18 protein-coding genes and 1 pseudogene are annotated in these 15,648 nt (G+C 60.0%); 12 read left to right on the forward strand and 7 right to left on the reverse strand.

Annotation, left to right across the window (positions count from 1 at the left end; translation table 11 throughout):
- The 4 genes and pseudogenes from AC1DIS_RS05660 to AC1DIS_RS05675 form a co-directional block, all read left to right on the forward strand.
- On the forward strand, positions 1-106 hold a 106-nt coding region (locus tag AC1DIS_RS05660; RefSeq protein WP_477780801.1), incomplete at its 5' end, for a hypothetical protein.
- Between the two features lie 276 nt (positions 107-382).
- Positions 383-514 (forward strand): hypothetical protein, encoded by a 132-nt coding sequence (locus AC1DIS_RS05665; protein WP_007938543.1) that lies wholly within the window; start codon positions 383-385, stop codon positions 512-514.
- A 75-nt stretch (positions 515-589) separates the two neighbouring features.
- Positions 590-769: pseudogene (locus AC1DIS_RS05670) on the forward strand (hypothetical protein); the annotation flags it as partial.
- Positions 770-875: 106 nt separating this feature from the next.
- Positions 876-2,075, forward strand: coding sequence for an MFS transporter (locus tag AC1DIS_RS05675; protein ID WP_019648074.1), 1,200 nt, complete (start codon positions 876-878; stop codon positions 2,073-2,075).
- Here the strand turns inward: AC1DIS_RS05675 and arfB are convergent.
- Both arfB and AC1DIS_RS05685 read right to left on the reverse strand, forming a co-directional pair.
- Positions 2,072-2,485, reverse strand: a complete 414-nt coding sequence (arfB, locus tag AC1DIS_RS05680; protein ID WP_007938537.1) for an alternative ribosome rescue aminoacyl-tRNA hydrolase ArfB — start codon at positions 2,483-2,485, stop codon at positions 2,072-2,074. The genes AC1DIS_RS05675 and arfB overlap by 4 nt on opposite strands.
- Before the next feature lie 101 nt (positions 2,486-2,586).
- Complete coding sequence (locus AC1DIS_RS05685; RefSeq protein WP_477744227.1) at positions 2,587-3,999, reverse strand: amino acid permease; 1,413 nt, start codon at positions 3,997-3,999, stop codon at positions 2,587-2,589.
- 946 nt (positions 4,000-4,945) lie between these two features.
- Between AC1DIS_RS05685 and AC1DIS_RS05690 the strand changes: the two genes are divergently transcribed.
- A complete protein-coding gene (locus tag AC1DIS_RS05690; RefSeq protein WP_007938535.1) occupies positions 4,946-5,083 on the forward strand; it encodes a hypothetical protein in 138 nt (45 codons plus the stop codon).
- Between the two features lie 67 nt (positions 5,084-5,150).
- Positions 5,151-6,116 (forward strand): M29 family metallopeptidase, encoded by a 966-nt coding sequence (locus AC1DIS_RS05695; RefSeq protein WP_477744226.1) that lies wholly within the window; start codon positions 5,151-5,153, stop codon positions 6,114-6,116.
- A 151-nt stretch (positions 6,117-6,267) separates the two neighbouring features.
- On the opposite strand, the gene rluB is transcribed toward AC1DIS_RS05695, so the two are convergent.
- The 5 genes from rluB to AC1DIS_RS05720 all read right to left on the reverse strand — a co-directional run bounded on the left by rluB (position 6,268) and on the right by AC1DIS_RS05720 (position 11,074).
- A complete protein-coding gene (gene rluB, locus AC1DIS_RS05700) occupies positions 6,268-7,533 on the reverse strand; it encodes a 23S rRNA pseudouridine(2605) synthase RluB (RefSeq protein WP_018929938.1) in 1,266 nt (421 codons plus the stop codon).
- Positions 7,534-7,726: 193 nt separating this feature from the next.
- Positions 7,727-8,731, reverse strand: a complete 1,005-nt coding sequence (gene scpB, locus AC1DIS_RS05705; protein WP_192379654.1) for an SMC-Scp complex subunit ScpB — start codon at positions 8,729-8,731, stop codon at positions 7,727-7,729.
- Between the two features lie 11 nt (positions 8,732-8,742).
- Entirely contained in the window at positions 8,743-9,501 is a 759-nt protein-coding gene (locus AC1DIS_RS05710; protein ID WP_253548957.1) for a segregation and condensation protein A, read from the reverse strand.
- A 66-nt stretch (positions 9,502-9,567) separates the two neighbouring features.
- On the reverse strand, positions 9,568-10,197 hold the full coding sequence (locus AC1DIS_RS05715; RefSeq protein ID WP_007938530.1) for an L-threonylcarbamoyladenylate synthase: 630 nt from the start codon (positions 10,195-10,197) through the stop codon (positions 9,568-9,570).
- A 13-nt stretch (positions 10,198-10,210) separates the two neighbouring features.
- Entirely contained in the window at positions 10,211-11,074 is an 864-nt protein-coding gene (locus tag AC1DIS_RS05720) for a PHP domain-containing protein (protein ID WP_018929935.1), read from the reverse strand.
- A gap of 87 nt (positions 11,075-11,161) precedes the next feature.
- Here AC1DIS_RS05720 and AC1DIS_RS05725 point away from each other — a divergent pair, with 87 nt between their 5' ends.
- The 6 genes from AC1DIS_RS05725 to AC1DIS_RS05750 all read left to right on the forward strand — a co-directional run bounded on the left by AC1DIS_RS05725 (position 11,162) and on the right by AC1DIS_RS05750 (position 15,626).
- The gene (locus tag AC1DIS_RS05725) at positions 11,162-11,758 is read left to right on the forward strand and encodes a septation protein A (RefSeq protein ID WP_477744225.1); all 597 of its coding nucleotides are present in this window, start codon (positions 11,162-11,164) and stop codon (positions 11,756-11,758) included.
- Between the two features lies 1 nt (position 11,759).
- Positions 11,760-12,059 (forward strand): YciI family protein, encoded by a 300-nt coding sequence (locus tag AC1DIS_RS05730; RefSeq protein WP_019579534.1) that lies wholly within the window; start codon positions 11,760-11,762, stop codon positions 12,057-12,059.
- Positions 12,060-12,169: 110 nt separating this feature from the next.
- A complete protein-coding gene (locus AC1DIS_RS05735) occupies positions 12,170-12,583 on the forward strand; it encodes a hypothetical protein (RefSeq protein WP_064619574.1) in 414 nt (137 codons plus the stop codon).
- A 7-nt stretch (positions 12,584-12,590) separates the two neighbouring features.
- Positions 12,591-13,268, forward strand: coding sequence for a response regulator transcription factor (locus tag AC1DIS_RS05740; RefSeq protein ID WP_086946374.1), 678 nt, complete (start codon positions 12,591-12,593; stop codon positions 13,266-13,268).
- Between the two features lie 328 nt (positions 13,269-13,596).
- The gene (locus tag AC1DIS_RS05745; protein ID WP_064619577.1) at positions 13,597-14,046 is read left to right on the forward strand and encodes a hypothetical protein; all 450 of its coding nucleotides are present in this window, start codon (positions 13,597-13,599) and stop codon (positions 14,044-14,046) included.
- Positions 14,047-14,285: 239 nt separating this feature from the next.
- The gene (locus tag AC1DIS_RS05750) at positions 14,286-15,626 is read left to right on the forward strand and encodes a sensor histidine kinase (RefSeq protein ID WP_138866134.1); all 1,341 of its coding nucleotides are present in this window, start codon (positions 14,286-14,288) and stop codon (positions 15,624-15,626) included.
- Positions 15,627-15,648: the final 22 nt, after the last annotated feature.

Here is a 15,648-nt window from a genome sequence, read left to right on the forward strand (position 1 = left end):
GCTTCACAGTGTGTACATGGTCAGCTCGGGCCGGGCGAACGTGGCGGGGATCGATGCGACACGCCTGGACCTGCTGGCCGAGGCCATCGCTGACGTCTGCAAGTAACCCCTCCCACCGATCGTTCCCACGCTCCGCGTGGGAATGCCTCATTGGACGCTCTGCGTCCGCTGTTGGAACGCGGAGCGTCCCGGGCTGCGTTCCCACGCAGAGCGTGGGAACGATCAATTGCGCCTATCCCATTGACCTGTCTAGACAATCCCATCCGTCGTAACAATTGGATATAAAGTCTATTTGTCATTTTTCCTGCTGTATCCTGCCCAGGCTTTTTTAAAAGCGCGGATCTACCAGATCTATCAACAGACTTAGCGAGGAGCGCGAAACATGCACGAGATCCCTAATCTCCCCTTCCCAAGCCTGCACGAAACTGAGCAGACAACCACGCAACAAGCCGGTGCCCAACAGCCCGAGCCGAAAGAAGCACCTGAACGCCGCCAGGCCGACAGAGAAGACTGATACACCTGCAATGCCAGACCGTGTGGAAAGCGCTAACATGCGCTTTCCACACTGCCTGAACCGCGAGCCCGCACCATGAGCGATGATTTCACTGAAGCCCAGGCCAGCGTCCTGATCGGCACCGCCGAGAAGATGATCGACATCTGGAATCGCCTTTCCCCCGAGAAACAAGCCGCCCTGCTGGCCCGCTTCGGCAGCGAAGAAAATGCCCTGGCCGCCCTGGTCACGACGCAACTGGTCGCCCCCGCAAACCCTGATTCATCCCGTTCGGCAATTAGTTTTACTTTTTCACGCCCTGCGACCGTCCACGCCGCTATCATAAGCAGCCTATCTATCCTGCTGCCCCGTGGACCTTTTACCCATGTCTGAAACCCAGCGCCCCCTGGCGGTCACGCTGCAAGTCGTTTCCATCGTCCTGTTCACTTTCATCGGTTACCTCAATATCGGTATTCCCCTGGCCGTATTGCCGGGCTACGTCCACAGCGACCTCGGCTTCGGCGCGGTGATCGCCGGGCTGGTGATCAGCGTGCAATACCTGGCCACCCTCCTCAGCCGCCCTTACGCCGGGCGCATCATCGATAACAAGGGCAGCAAGCTGGCGGTGATGTATGGCCTCGCCGGCTGTGGTTTGAGCGGTGTGTTCATGCTGATTTCGGCCTGGACGCAGAGCCTGCCGATACTGAGTTTGATCAGCCTGTTGATTGGCCGCCTGATACTCGGCAGCGCGGAAAGCCTGGTCGGCTCCGGGTCGATCGGCTGGGGCATCGGCCGGGTCGGCGCGGCGAACACCGCCAAGGTCATCTCCTGGAACGGCATTGCCAGTTACGGCGCGTTGGCGGTCGGCGCACCACTGGGGGTGCTGCTGGTGAGTCAATTGGGTTTGTGGAGCATGGGCGTGAGCATCATGCTGCTGGCGGTGCTGGGCGTGGCGCTGGCCTGGCCGAAAACCGCGGCGCCGATTGTCGCCGGCGAACGTTTGCCGTTCATGCATGTGCTGGGACGGGTGTTCCCTCATGGCTGCGGCCTGGCACTGGGCTCCATCGGCTTTGGCACCATCGCGACCTTCATCACCCTGTATTACGCCACTCAGCATTGGTCCAACGCGGTGCTGTCCCTGAGTTTGTTCGGCGCCAGTTTCATTGGCGCGCGACTACTGTTCGGCAACCTGATCAACCGCCTCGGCGGCTTTCGCGTGGCGATTGCCTGCCTCTCGGTGGAAACCCTCGGGCTGTTGCTGCTGTGGCTGGCGCCGGATGCTCATTGGGCACTGGCCGGTGCGGCGCTGAGCGGTTTCGGCTTTTCGCTGGTGTTCCCGGCCTTGGGCGTGGAAGCGGTCAATCTGGTGCCGGCCTCCAGCCGTGGCGCAGCAGTTGGGGCCTATTCGCTGTTTATCGATTTGTCACTGGGGATTACCGGACCGCTGGCGGGTGCGATTGCTGCAGGATTCGGGTTTGCCTCGATCTTCCTGTTCGCCGCCCTCGCCGCCTTGAGCGGATTGATGTTGAGCGTTTACTTGTACCGACAGGCGCCCAAGTATCGGGAAGAGCGTGAAGCACGCTAAAAATCGACCTTGCCCCGCCCGGCCTTGATGCTGCCGCGCTTGGTCTTGGATTCGAGCCGACGCTTTTTCGAGCCCAGAGTCGGCTTGGTCGGACGGCGTTTCTTTTCCACTTTGGTAGCGCTGAGGATCAATTCGGTCAGACGCTCCAGCGCATCGGCGCGGTTCTGCTCCTGCGTGCGGTATTGCTGGGCCTTGATGATCAACACCCCTTCGCTGGTGATGCGACTGTCGCGCAACGCCAGCAGCCGTTCCTTGTAGAACTCGGGCAGGGACGAGGCCGGAATGTCGAAGCGCAGGTGCACCGCACTGGAGACCTTGTTGACGTTCTGCCCACCGGCGCCCTGGGCGCGAATGGCCGTCAACTCGATCTCGGCATCCGGCAGATGCACGTTGTTGGAAATCACCAGCATGGAAAAAGGTCCGGTATCAGGACCGCCAGAATACCCCGGCTTTCGCATCCTCCACAAAAAACCCGGCACATTGGCCGGGTTTGTTGTTTCTGCGCGTTGCGTTATTTCACCGCGACCTGCAACGCCTGCTGGGCGCTGCGCTTGTTTTTGATGCCGTAGCAGATCCACATGAACGCGACCCACACCGGAATCGCATACACCGAGACCTGGATGCCCGGGATCAGCAGCATTACGCCGAGGATGAACACCACGAACGCCAGGCAGATGTAGTTGCCGTACGGGTACCACAGGGCCTTGAACAGCGGCGTCTGCCGGGTCTTGTTCATGTGCTGGCGGAACTTGAAGTGCGAGAAGCTGATCATCGCCCAGTTGATCACCAGGGTCGCAACCACCAACGACATCAACAGTTCCAGCGCGTTTTGCGGGATCAGGTAGTTCAGCAACACCGCGATCAACGTCACAGCGGCCGACGCCAGGATCGAACGTACCGGCACGCCACGCCTGTCGATCTTCGACAAGGCTTTCGGCGCATCGCCCTGCTCGGCCATGCCCAGCAGCATGCGGCTGTTGCAGTAAGTACCGCTGTTGTACACCGACAGCGCCGCGGTCAGGACCACGAAGTTGAGGATGTGCGCGGCGGTGTTGCTGCCGAGCATCGAGAACACCTGCACGAACGGGCTGCCGCTATAGGCATCGCCGGAAGCATTCAGGGTTGTCAGCAGACTGTCCCAAGGGGTCAGCGACAACAGGACCACCAGCGCACCGATGTAGAAAATCAGGATCCGGTAGATCACCTGGTTGATGGCTTTCGGGATCACGGTTTTCGGTTTGTCGGCTTCAGCGGCGGTGAAACCAAGCATTTCCAGGCCACCGAAGGAGAACATGATGATCGCCATGGCCATCACCAGGCCGCTGACACCGTTCGGGAAGAAACCGCCGTGGGACCACAGGTTGGTCACCGAGGCTTGCGGGCCGCCGTGGCCGCTGACCAACAGATAGCTACCCAAAGCAATCATGCCAACGATCGCCACGACCTTGATGATCGCGAACCAGAACTCGGCCTCACCGAAGACTTTGACGTTGGCCAGGTTGATCGCGTTGATCAGCACGAAGAACGCGGCGGCGGAGGCCCAGGTCGGGATATCCGGCGCCCAGTAGTGGATGTATTTGCCGACCGCGGTCAGCTCCGACATGCCCACCAGGATGTACAGAATCCAGCAGTTCCAGCCCGACAGGAAACCGGCAAAACCGCCCCAGTACTTGTGCGCGAAGTGGCTGAAGGAGCCGGCCACCGGCTCTTCGACGATCATTTCGCCCAGCTGGCGCATGATCATGAAGGCGATGAAGCCGCAAATGGCGTAGCCGAGAATCATCGACGGGCCGGCGGATTTGAGCACGCCGGCCGAGCCGAGGAACAACCCGGTACCGATCGCGCCACCGAGGGCGATCAGTTGAATATGGCGATTTTTCAGGCCGCGTTTAAGCTCGCCTGAATGCGAGTTTTGTCCACTCATGAAAAGGGTCTCACGCAAGGTTTGATGATGTTCGGTAGACGTTGCTGCAAGGTTGCGATTTCAAGCAGCGCCGATCAAACCCCAGCGCAGGCACCAGGAGTTCAGCGTTTTTACGACAGTCATGCGTCACCTGTTTGTTTTTATCTGTGACGAAATCGAACCCGACACGCTCGTGACGCGGCGGAGTGAACAAGGCGGATAGCCTTGAGGTTTGCGCTGTTGCGCAGAGGGTCACAGTTAAAACGCGGCGCATTGTACACCGCTAACCCCCTGCTGCCAGACACCGCTGGATCAGCGCGTCGGTTGCCGGGATTGCCTGTGTCCGCCTCGAAGGTCTCGGGCGGCTGCAAAAATTGAGTCAGACCTTTGCAGGTTTTCGACGGGGGCAGCGGAAAAATCGCCCCACGGAGAGAGATGGAGATGAGTCACGGCGTTCATTGCGCCTCCTTCTTGTTATGCACCTGCACGACAGGCATGGGGCGCATCTCACCTTTCAATCGAGGCTGAGACAAGCGCGCCAGAGCCCTTGAACAGCATCATCGTGGCGGCAGACGGCAGGTTTTCCTTACAGCCCTTTCCACAGCGGCATTCCATGGGGTTTGAGCACGCTTTTCGTAAGGATTTATTTACAGCGCGTAACGCATGCTTTCCAAATCAGATCCAGAGAGCCGTCGACTGTAAATTGACGACAGGAAGCTTCCTAAGGAGTTTCCGACTTAGTTTTCTGTTTTTTATTAGGAAATTTACTTTTTTTAAAATGGAATAATTAGTTCAAATGAAAATTGTTTAATTATTTTTTTGCAATTCAAAAACCTGTGAACTAGGTTTTCAGCGACTTGCCGAGCCGCATCGACCGGCAAGTTGACGCGCTCTTCAATGAATGAAAAACGCGCCACTGTTCTTACCGAAGCTGTTCTTACCGTAAAAGTCATCTAGGAGATTCACCATGCAAGCACTGGACAAAGACTTGGACACTGAACTGCAACTCGACGATTGGTTTGAAGCACCGACCCATGAAGCCGCCGTTGAAATGATGCAAGCCGACGCGGTTGTTCCGTTCGGCACGGCGATGTGGCCTCTGTAAGACATCCCGGCGGGCATGATCCGGCCGGTCGTGCCCGCCACTTACCAGGTTTGTCAGGGAGGACTCCATGGATAAGCAGCGTGCCATCTCGCATTTCCTTTACTACCTCGAACATCACCCAGCCGTTGCCGGCATCAAACCGGCGAAGGTCTTGCTCGGCCATACCGCTGATTACGAGGCGCTGACCGGCGCCATCGTCGAACAGGCCGGCAACAGCCCAAGGTTCGCCTTCAGCGCGATGCGTCTGGACCTCGAACCCACCGCATTGCTGGCCAAGGCGATTGTCGACAGCGATCTGTACATCTTCTTCTACGACTCTTCCACCCTGCCCAACCCGCGTCCCGACGGCCCGGACTTTGTCCGCGCGCTGCAAGGCGTGATGGCGGAAAACTGGAAGAAGTCGCTGCTGTTCAAGGATTACGGCGATTACTTCTACGACACGTTCAGTGTCACCCCGCAGCGGATTGCCGGGTTGAACAGCCACTTGATCCAGCGCATGTCCCAGGCCACCACTTTAAGTTTCAAAGATGAGCATGGCTCGTGGTTCGAAACACCGTTGAGCAGTATCAAGAAGTGGACCGACATCAACGGTGTCGGCAACTTCGACCTGGCGCCCGGCGAGATTGCCACCCATAGCGAGTCGATTAATGGCCGAGTGAAGTTCATGGGGACGTTCCTCAGCACGATTCCGTTTGCCCGCAAGTACGGCGTACTCGCGTCACCACTGGAGTTGTGGATCGAGAACTCGACCATCAGCAAAATCGCCACCGATGTGCCGGGACTGGAACATGACTTCAACAAGTACCTGGACGCCAATCCGTCCAATCGACGCATCGAGGAGTTGGGGATCGGTACCAACGAAGGTGTGAAAGAGTTGTATGCGCGCAATGCCGGGTTCGAAGAGCGCCATTGCGGTTTGCACTTGGGGTTGGGCGGAGGCGCCAAGGGCAGCCATCATCTGGACCTGATCTTCTCTGGCGGCGTGTTGGCGCTGGATGATGAGCCGGTGTTTGATCGGCGGTTTGTGTTTTAACCCAAGGCTTTCGGCGATACAGATGACGCGCTGATCGTTCCCACGCTCTGCGTGGGAACGATCAAACAACCGCACCTGCTGAAAACCGGTTCTGCCAGACACAAAAAAACGCCATCCCGAGGGATGGCGTTTTTTATGCTGCGCTTACCGATTACTCAGGCTTGCGACGACCGAAGCCCGGACGCTGGCCGGAGCCGGCTGGCGCACCGCGGCGCTTGCCCGATGGCGCGTCCTTGTCGACCAGCACGATGCCTGGGCGTTTCTTCGGCGCCGGTTTGGCCGGGCGCTTGGTGTCGGCCGGGCGGTCTGCCACCGGCGTACCACGGCCGGCAGGCGCACCGCGATCGCTACGACCACCGGACGGAGCGCCACGGCCTTCGCCACGCTCAGTACGACCGTTGGCCGGACGCGGCGTGCGTGGACCGCGCTCGCCGTCCTGGCGTGGCGCTGGCTTGCGGGCCGGGCGCTCGCCTTCGATCTGCGGCTCGCGAGATGGACGCGGGCCGGCAGCTGGAGCGCCAGCGGCTGGACGCAGGGTCCGTACGCGTTCGGTCTTGCCCACCGGGCGGGACGATTTGCGCTGCATACGCTCGAGCTTGTCTTTGCTCTTGGCGTTCATTTGCGGCATCGCCACCGGCGTCAGGCCGACTTCAGCACTCAGAATGTCGACTTCCTGCTGGCTCATTTCGCGCCAGCGACCCATCGGCAGGTCGGAGTTGAGGAACACCGGACCGAAACGCACGCGCTTCAGACGGCTGACCACCAGGCCCTGGGATTCCCACAGACGACGAACTTCGCGGTTACGACCTTCCATCACCACGCAGTGGTACCAGTGGTTGAAACCTTCGCCACCTGGTGCCTGCTTGATGTCGGTGAATTTCGCCGGGCCGTCTTCGAGCACCACGCCTGCCTTCAGACGCTCGATCATCTCGTCGTCGACTTCACCACGTACACGGACGGCGTATTCACGGTCCATTTCGTAGGACGGGTGCATCAGGCGGTTGGCCAGCTCACCGTCGGTGGTGAACATCAGCAGACCTGTGGTGTTGATGTCCAGGCGACCGATGTTGATCCAGCGACCTTCTTTCGGGCGCGGCATCTTGTCGAACACGGTCGGACGGCCTTCCGGGTCGTCACGGGTGCAGATTTCACCGTCGGGTTTGTTGTACATGATCACGCGGCGTACCGACTCGGCAGCTTCTTCGCGCTTGATCACCTTGCCATCGATGGTGATGGCGTCATGCAGGTCGACGCGCAGGCCGAGGGTGGCGTCTTTGCCATTGACCTTGATGCGGCCGTGGCTGATCCAGGCTTCTACGTCACGGCGCGAGCCGACGCCGATACGGGCGAGGACTTTCTGCAGTTTTTCGCCTGCTGGGCCGATTTCCTGGTCGTCTTTCTGGTCGTTGATACTCATCTGGGCACCTCCCGGTGTGATCAAGTTCAGGCCTTGGCCTGAAGATGTGAAATCTGGTCGTTTGACGAAGGGATCGTCAAAGGGTCGCGAATCATACGCTCATGGAAGCGTTCGCGCATCAGAGACTAGCTGATCGACCGTCGGTTATTGGTTTTTCCGCCGGCCGGCGGTGGCTGCGATCTTTTGGCGGACCTCAATCCTCGAACTGGCGGCGTTCGGCCTCGATCGCTTCGGCCAGGGCACGGGCTTCGGCTTCTTCATCGCTCAGTTCAGGTTCGGGCTTGGGTTGTTCAAGCGCGGCAACCGCGGCCAGCAGTTTCTCGCGAGCCTCGGCAACGCCAAGAATGTCATCCTCAGGTTCTGGTTCCTGCTCTTCTTCGTCAGCAACTGATGCCTCAACCTGAAGCTCTACCTCGACTTCCGGCTCCGGCTCCGGCTCCGGCTCCGGCTGCTCCGATACCTCTTCAGTCTCGGTCAACTCGCCATCGCGCAACAAATCGTCGAAATCGGTCTTGAGCCCCTCCTCCATCGTGTCCAGCTCCAGCAACAGCGTGTGGAAGCTGGTTTCTTCCTTGGGCTCTTCCGGCTCGGCGCTGGCATCTGCCAATTCTTGCAACCCGGCCGGCACCGGTGCGTCGTCGAACTCGAGCATCGGCTCGGGTTCCAGCTCGCGCAGCTCGGCCAGCGGCGGCAGGTCGTCGAGGTTCTTCAGGTTGAAGTGATCGAGAAACGCCTTGGTGGTGGCGAACATTGCCGGTTTGCCGGGCACATCACGGTAACCGACGATGCGGATCCACTCTCGCTCCAGCAGGGTTTTGACGATGTGGCTGTTGACCGCCACGCCGCGCACGTCTTCGATCTCGCCCCGGGTGATCGGTTGGCGATAGGCAATCAGGGCCATGGTTTCGAGCATGGCGCGCGAGTAACGCTGCGGCCGTTCTTCCCACAAACGCCCGACCCACGGCGCGAACTTTTCGCGGATCTGCAGGCGATACCCGGAGGCGACTTCCTTCAGTTCGAAGGCTCGGCCGTCGCAGGATTTGCCCAGAATCGTCAGCGCTTTCTTGAAAACCGCTGGTTCGGGCCGCTCGCCTTCTTCGAAGAGTTCGAACAGGCGCTCAAGCGATTGCGGTTTTCCCGAGGCCAACAGAAAGGCTTCAAGCAGTGGCGCCAGCTCGCGGGGTTCAGTCAGGTTCATGATTCAACTCGTTATTCGGCTCGGGCTCGCACATGTATCGCCGCGAACGGCTCATTCTGCACCAGCTCGACCAAGGATTCCTTGACCAGTTCGAGGATCGCCATAAAGGTCACCACTACCCCCAGACGTCCTTCTTCAGCGGTGAACAGCTCGACAAAGGGCACGAAACCGCCACCCTTGAGCCGCTCCAGTACATCGCTCATGCGTTCGCGGGTGGACAGTGCCTCGCGGCTGACCTGGTGGCTTTCGAACATGTCGCCCCGGCGCAAGACCTCGGCCATGGACATCAGCAACTCCTCCAGGCTCACGTCCGGCAGCAGCTTGCGCGCCCGGGCTTCCGGCGCGTCGAGCTTGGGCACCACGACATCGCGGCCGACGCGGCTCAGGCCATCGATACCTTCGGCGGCGGCCTTGAAGCGTTCGTATTCTTGCAAGCGGCGGATCAGTTCGGCGCGAGGGTCGTCTTCCTCGTCTTCAATGGTTTCGGCTCGCGGCAGCAGCATCCGCGACTTGATCTCGGCAAGCATCGCGGCCATCACCAGGTACTCGGCGGCCAGTTCCAGGCGCACCGACTGCATCAATTCGACATAGCCCATGTACTGGCGGGTGATTTCCGCCACCGGGATGTCGAGAATATTGATGTTCTGTTTGCGGATCAGGTACAGGAGCAGGTCGAGCGGGCCTTCGAAGGCTTCCAGAAAGACCTCGAGCGCATCCGGCGGGATGTACAGGTCCAGCGGCATTTCCATGACCGCCTGGCCATAGACCATGGCGAAAGGCAGTTCTTGCTGGGCGCCGGCCTGGCTGTCGACGGGTTCTGGTTCTACTGCAGACATCTACGCCTCGGCCATGAATGGCGTTGGGTCGCCGCAACCGACACGGATGACTTCCGGCTCGCCGTCGGCGAGGTTGATCACGGTGGACGCCTTGATCCCGCCGAAACCGCCGTCGATGATCAGGTCCACCTGATGCTCCAGCAACTGGCGCATTTCGTAGGGATCGGTCAGCGGGTCAGTGTCGCCGGGCATGATCAGGGTCACGCTCATCAGCGGTTCGCCGAGTTCTTCCAGCAGCGCCAACGCAATCGGGTGGCTCGGCACGCGCAGGCCGATGGTGCGTTTTTTCGGGTGCAGCAACAGCCGCGGAACTTCGCGGGTGGCGTTGAGAATGAAGGTGTAAGGCCCCGGCAAGTGGGCCTTGAGCAGACGGAAAGTACCGGTGTCGATCTTGGCGAACAGCCCCAGCTGCGACAGGTCGCTGCAGATCAGCGCAAAGTTGTGCTTCTCATCCAGCTGACGCAACCGACGCACACGCTCCACGGCGGTCTTGTCACCGATCTGGCAACCAATGGCGTAGGAAGAGTCTGTGGGATAAATCACCACCCCGCCGTTGCGGATGATCTCGACAGCCTGTTTGATCAGGCGCGCTTGCGGGTTTTCCGGATGAATCTGGAAAAATTGACTCACATTCTCTACCTGTTCAGACGGCGGCAATAATTGGGTCATGTTTGAATCGACACCACAGTGGTGGCAGATCCTCCGGGAGCGGGCGGTATTCACCGATCTCGGACCAGCCTCCAGGGCCATGAAAATCACTGCCGGCGCTGACCAGCAGACCAAACTCACGGGCAAGAATCGCCAGGCTGCCCACTTGCTCGGCGGGCTGATGGCCATTGACCACTTCAATCGCGTGGCCCCCGGCTTGAATATAGTCAGAAATCAGGCGGCGACGCTTGCTACGAGTGAAATCGTAGTGCCAGGGGTGCGCCAGGCTGACCCAGGCACCCGCGGCGCGCAGGGTCTCGACGGTGTCTTCGAGGGTCGGCCAGTGCAGCTTGACGTCTCCCAGCTTGCCGGCGCCCAGCCATTTGCGGAACGCTTCGGCGCGATCCTTGACGAAACCTTCGCGCACCATCCAGTCGGCGAAGTGCGGACGGGCCGGCGCGTTGCCGCTGTCGCCCAGTTCCTGCTGAATGGCGCGGGCGCCGTCAAGCGCCCCCGGCATGCCTTTCAACGCCAACTTGCGGCTTATTTCTTCGGACCGTAGCCAGCGGCCATCGTGCAATTTGGCGATGGCCTCGACCAATGGCGCGGCATTGACGTCGAAACCATAGCCCAGCACATGAATGGTCGCCCCGCCCCAGGTGCAGGACAATTCGACGCCGTTGACCAGTTGCATCCCCAGCGCCGTCGCGGCGCTACGGGCCTCGTCGAGGCCTTCAAGGGTGTCGTGATCAGTCAAGGCCAGGACTCGCACGCCTTTCTCGAACGCACGCGCAACCAGTGCCGCAGGCGCCAGGGCGCCATCGGAGGCCGTGCTATGGCAGTGCAAATCAACATTCACAGGACTATGTAACCTCAAATCAGCTGACGCTATCGCGCGTCAATATGTTTGTTATTATGCCGCCACATCCTGCTTCTGGCTGCCACTGTGAAACAATTCATCGACTTCATCCCGCTTCTGCTGTTTTTCATCGTCTTCAAAATCGACCCGCGGATCGTCGACATTGGCGGTCATCAACTGTCTGTCGGTGGTATTTACAGCGCCACCGCGATGCTGATCATCAGCTCCCTGGTGGTCTACGGCACGCTGTACATCAAGCAGCGCAAGCTGGAGAAGAGCCAGTGGCTGACCCTCATTGCCTGCCTGGTCTTCGGTAGCCTGACCCTGGCGTTCCACAGCGAAACCTTCCTGAAATGGAAAGCCCCGGTGGTCAACTGGCTGTTCGCCCTCGCGTTCATCGGCAGCCATTTCGTCGGTGACCAACTGCTGATCAAACGCATCATGGGCCACGCGCTGACTCTACCGGAGCCAATCTGGACCCGCCTGAACATCGCCTGGATCGGTTTTTTCCTGTTTTGCGGTGCCGCCAACCTGTTCGTCGCGTTCACGTTCCAGAGCTACTGGGTAGACTTCAAGGTCTTCGGCAGCCTGGGCATGACTTTGCTGTTCCTGGTCGGCCAGGGCATCTACCTGTCCCGCCACCTGCACGACGCCGACACCACAACGCCAAAAACCGAGGACTGACATGCTTTACGCAATCATTGCCACAGACGTCGCCAACTCCCTGGAAGCCCGACTGGCCGCACGGCCTGCGCACCTTGAGCGTCTGCAAGTGCTCAAGGGCGAAGGTCGTATCGTATTGGCCGGTCCACACCCGGCGGTCGACAGCAATGATCCGGGCGCAGCCGGTTTCACTGGCAGCCTGATCGTCGCCGAATTCGAGTCCCTGAGCGCCGCCAAGGCCTGGGCCGACGCCGATCCGTACGTTGCCGCAGGCGTCTACGCCAATGTTCTGGTCAAGCCGTTCAAGCAAGTCCTGCCGTAAAGTTCTCGCGTGCGGTGAATCTTATCGATTCATCGCACGTTCAATCGCTCATTATTCTCGTTTACCGGCCGACAACCTGCCCAATACTCGTATTGGAATCAGGAGTTGCGATGCGCAAAGGTCCGTTGTGTCTGATGTTGGTGACGTTGTCGATCATGGCGCCAGCCCATGGTGAAGAAAGCGCCAATGGCGGTAATTCGACGCCGCTGTCCTTGAGCGCCGGTAGCCAGATCACCGAGTTGCAGCAGCGCTTGAAAGAGAGCGAGCAGCAACGAGAAACACTGAGCAAACAATTGCAAACCACCGATGGCGAGCGCGAAAGCGCCCAGCTGAGCCGGTTGCGCCAGGAGAATCAGCGCCTGAAGCTGCAACTCAAGGAAACCCTGGCCAGCAGCCCGCTACCGCGCCTGCTGACCGATCAGCAGCAGTGGTTCGTTATTGGGGCGGCAGTAGCGCTATTGGCCCTGCTCTGCGGTATCTTCGCCAGTGGTGCCACCAGAAAACGTAGGCAATGGCTAAATTGAGTGAGTCATGAGCGAGCTGTTACTAATTGATGATGACCAGGAGCTGTGTGAGCTCCTGAGCAGTTGGCTGAGCCAGGAAGGCTTTCAGGTTCGCGCCTGCCACGATGGCCAGAGCGCCCGTCACGCGTTGGCCGAAACGTCTCCGGCGGCCGTGGTGCTGGACGTGATGCTGCCGGACGGCAGCGGCCTGGAACTGCTAAAGCAACTGCGCAGCGACCATCCGGATTTGCCGGTGCTGATGTTGTCGGCCCGTGGCGAACCGCTGGACCGCATCCTCGGCCTGGAACTGGGCGCCGACGATTACCTGGCCAAGCCGTGCGACCCACGGGAACTGACCGCCCGCCTGCGCGCGGTGTTGCGCCGCAGTCATCCGACGGCGGTCTCCAGCCAGCTCGAGCTGGGCGACCTGTGCTTCAGCCCGGTGCGCGGGGTGGTCAGCATCGATGAACAGGAATTCACCCTCACCGTTTCCGAAAGCCGACTGCTCGAAGCCCTGCTCAAGCAGCCCGGCGAACCGCTGGATAAACAGGAACTGGCGCAAATCGCCCTCGGTCGCAAACTGACCCTGTACGACCGCAGCCTGGACATGCACGTCAGCAACCTGCGCAAAAAAATCGGCCCACACCCCGACGGCCGCCCACGCATCGTGGCCCTGCGCAGTCGCGGTTACTACTACAGCCTCTGAACCTGACACGCCCCTTCGTAGCAGCTGTCGAGCCCCAGCGAGGCTGCGTTCGGCTGCGAAGCAGTCGTGATCCGCCTGATGCGGTGTATCTGAAAGAGCGTGCAAACAGATTTTACGACTGCTGCGCAGCCGAACGCAGCCTCGCAGGCTCGACAGCTGCTACGAAGGCCAGGTTTCGTCAGAGAAATATCGGCGAAGTGTTGGAATTGTCAGCAAAGCAGAAAACCGTCTTTACCCAAGCTTTACGCTCCGCTGACCGCCGTTGACCTTGATCTGCGTAATCTGCACACATCCGGAACGTACCGGGAACGAGACAAGGAGATACACCATGCGCAAGACTCTTATCGCTCTGATGTTTGCTGCCGCCCTGCCGACCGTTGCCATGGCCATGCCTGAAGGAACAGGCCCGATGGGTGATCACATGGACGGCTCACGCCACAGCGGTCAGATGCACGGCATGCACGGCAGAGGCCCTTACAGCCAACTGGACCTGAGCCGCGAACAGCGCGAGCAGATCCGCAAAATCATGGGCGAGCAGATGCACGAGCGTCAGCAACTGGTCGACAAGTACCTGGAAAAACTCTCGCCGGCCGACCAGAAAGCCCTGAAAGACGAGATGGAGGCCAAGCACAAGAAAGCCGAAGCCGACGTTCGCGCCCTGCTGAAACCGGATCAACAGAAGCAATTCGACGAGATCCAGAAGAAACAAGCTGAGCGTCGCGCCGAATGGGCCGAGTTCAAGGCCTGGAAAGCGCAGCAAGCGCAAAAGGCGCAATAATGCGTTAACCCCGGACCCAACGGCTAATCACCGTTGGGTCTGATGCCTCTCAGTTCGTTGTGGGAGCGAGCCTTTGTGGCGAGGGAGCTTGCTCCCGTTGGGGCGCGAAGCGGCCCCGGTATTTCAAAGTTAAACCGTATGTAACGGGTTTACGACTGCTTCGCAGCCGAACGGGGCGATGCGGCGTTCCGACAAGCCCCCTCGCCACACATTGATTTGAGCTTGTTCGAGGATTTTCTGTGCGCTCATTGTTCTGGCGTATCCTGGCCAGCTTCTGGCTGGCCATCGCTCTGGTTGCAGGGCTTTCCATTTTGCTGGGACACATGCTCAACCAGGACGCGTGGATTCTCAGTCGCCACCCGGGCCTCAATACCCTGGCCGAACAGTGGACGCAAACCTACGAAAGCCAAGGCGAGGAAGCCGCCCAGGACATCCTGGAGCAGCGCAAGCGCCAATATCACATCGACGTTCAGGTGCTCAACGAGGCAGGAGACCCGGTGGTACGCGGCACCTTCCCTCGGCGTGCAGCCGCCTTCGAAGCACGGCAGCAAAACGATGATCGGCGCCTGCCGTGGCGACGCCTGACCGATGAATACACCAGCGCCAAGACGGGCGACACCTACCTGCTGATCTATCGCATTCCCCACCCGGAACTGGACGCCTGGCACCGTGAAAGCCTGCTCTGGCCGTTGAGCGCGCTGGGTATCGCCCTGGTGGTACTGACCCTGTTCAGCCTGCTGGTGACCTTTTCCATCACCCGACCGCTGAGCCGTTTACGTGGCGCAGTGCATGAATTGGGGCAGACGACGTATCAGCAAAACAGCCTGGCGCAACTGGCTAACCGCCGCGATGAATTCGGTGTGCTGGCCAACGACTTCAACCGCATGGGCGCGCGCCTGCAAAGCCTGATCGGCAGTCAGCGGCAATTGCTGCGCGATGTGTCCCACGAGTTGCGTTCGCCCTTGGCCCGACTGCGCATTGCGCTGGCACTGGCCGAGCGGGCCAATCCCCAGGAGCGGGAAAAACTCTGGCCGCGCCTGACCCGTGAATGTGATCGACTGGAAGCACTGATCAGCGAAATCCTGGTGTTGGCGCGGGTCGATGCCGACAACGCCAGTGCCGAAGAGGTGGATCTCAATGCACTGCTCAATACCCTGCAAAAGGATGCTCAGCTAAGTTCGCCGGAGCAGAACGTGCGCCTTGAGGCCGAGCCGCAACTGAACCTCAGAGGCTGGCCGACCATGATCGAGCGGGCCGTGGACAACCTGCTGCGCAATGCCCAACGCTTTAACCCGGTCGGGCAACCGATCGAAATGCAAGCGGCGCGTCAGGGCGACAGGATTGTGGTCAGCGTGCGCGATCACGGCCCCGGTGTAGAGGCTGATCATTTGAATCAGTTGGGGGAGCCGTTCTATCGGGCACCGGGGCAGACAACGGCCGGGCATGGCTTGGGGCTGGCTATCGCACGCCGTGCGGCGGAACGCCATGGCGGCAGTCTGGTGCTGGCCAATCATCCTGGAGGCGGGTTTATTGCCAGCCTGGAATTGCCGTTGGTGCCGGGGGCTGTCGTCCAACCCTGAACCCTGTGGGAGCGGGCTTGCC

The sequence above is a fragment of the Pseudomonas sp. 05N433 genome, assembly GCF_056396925.1.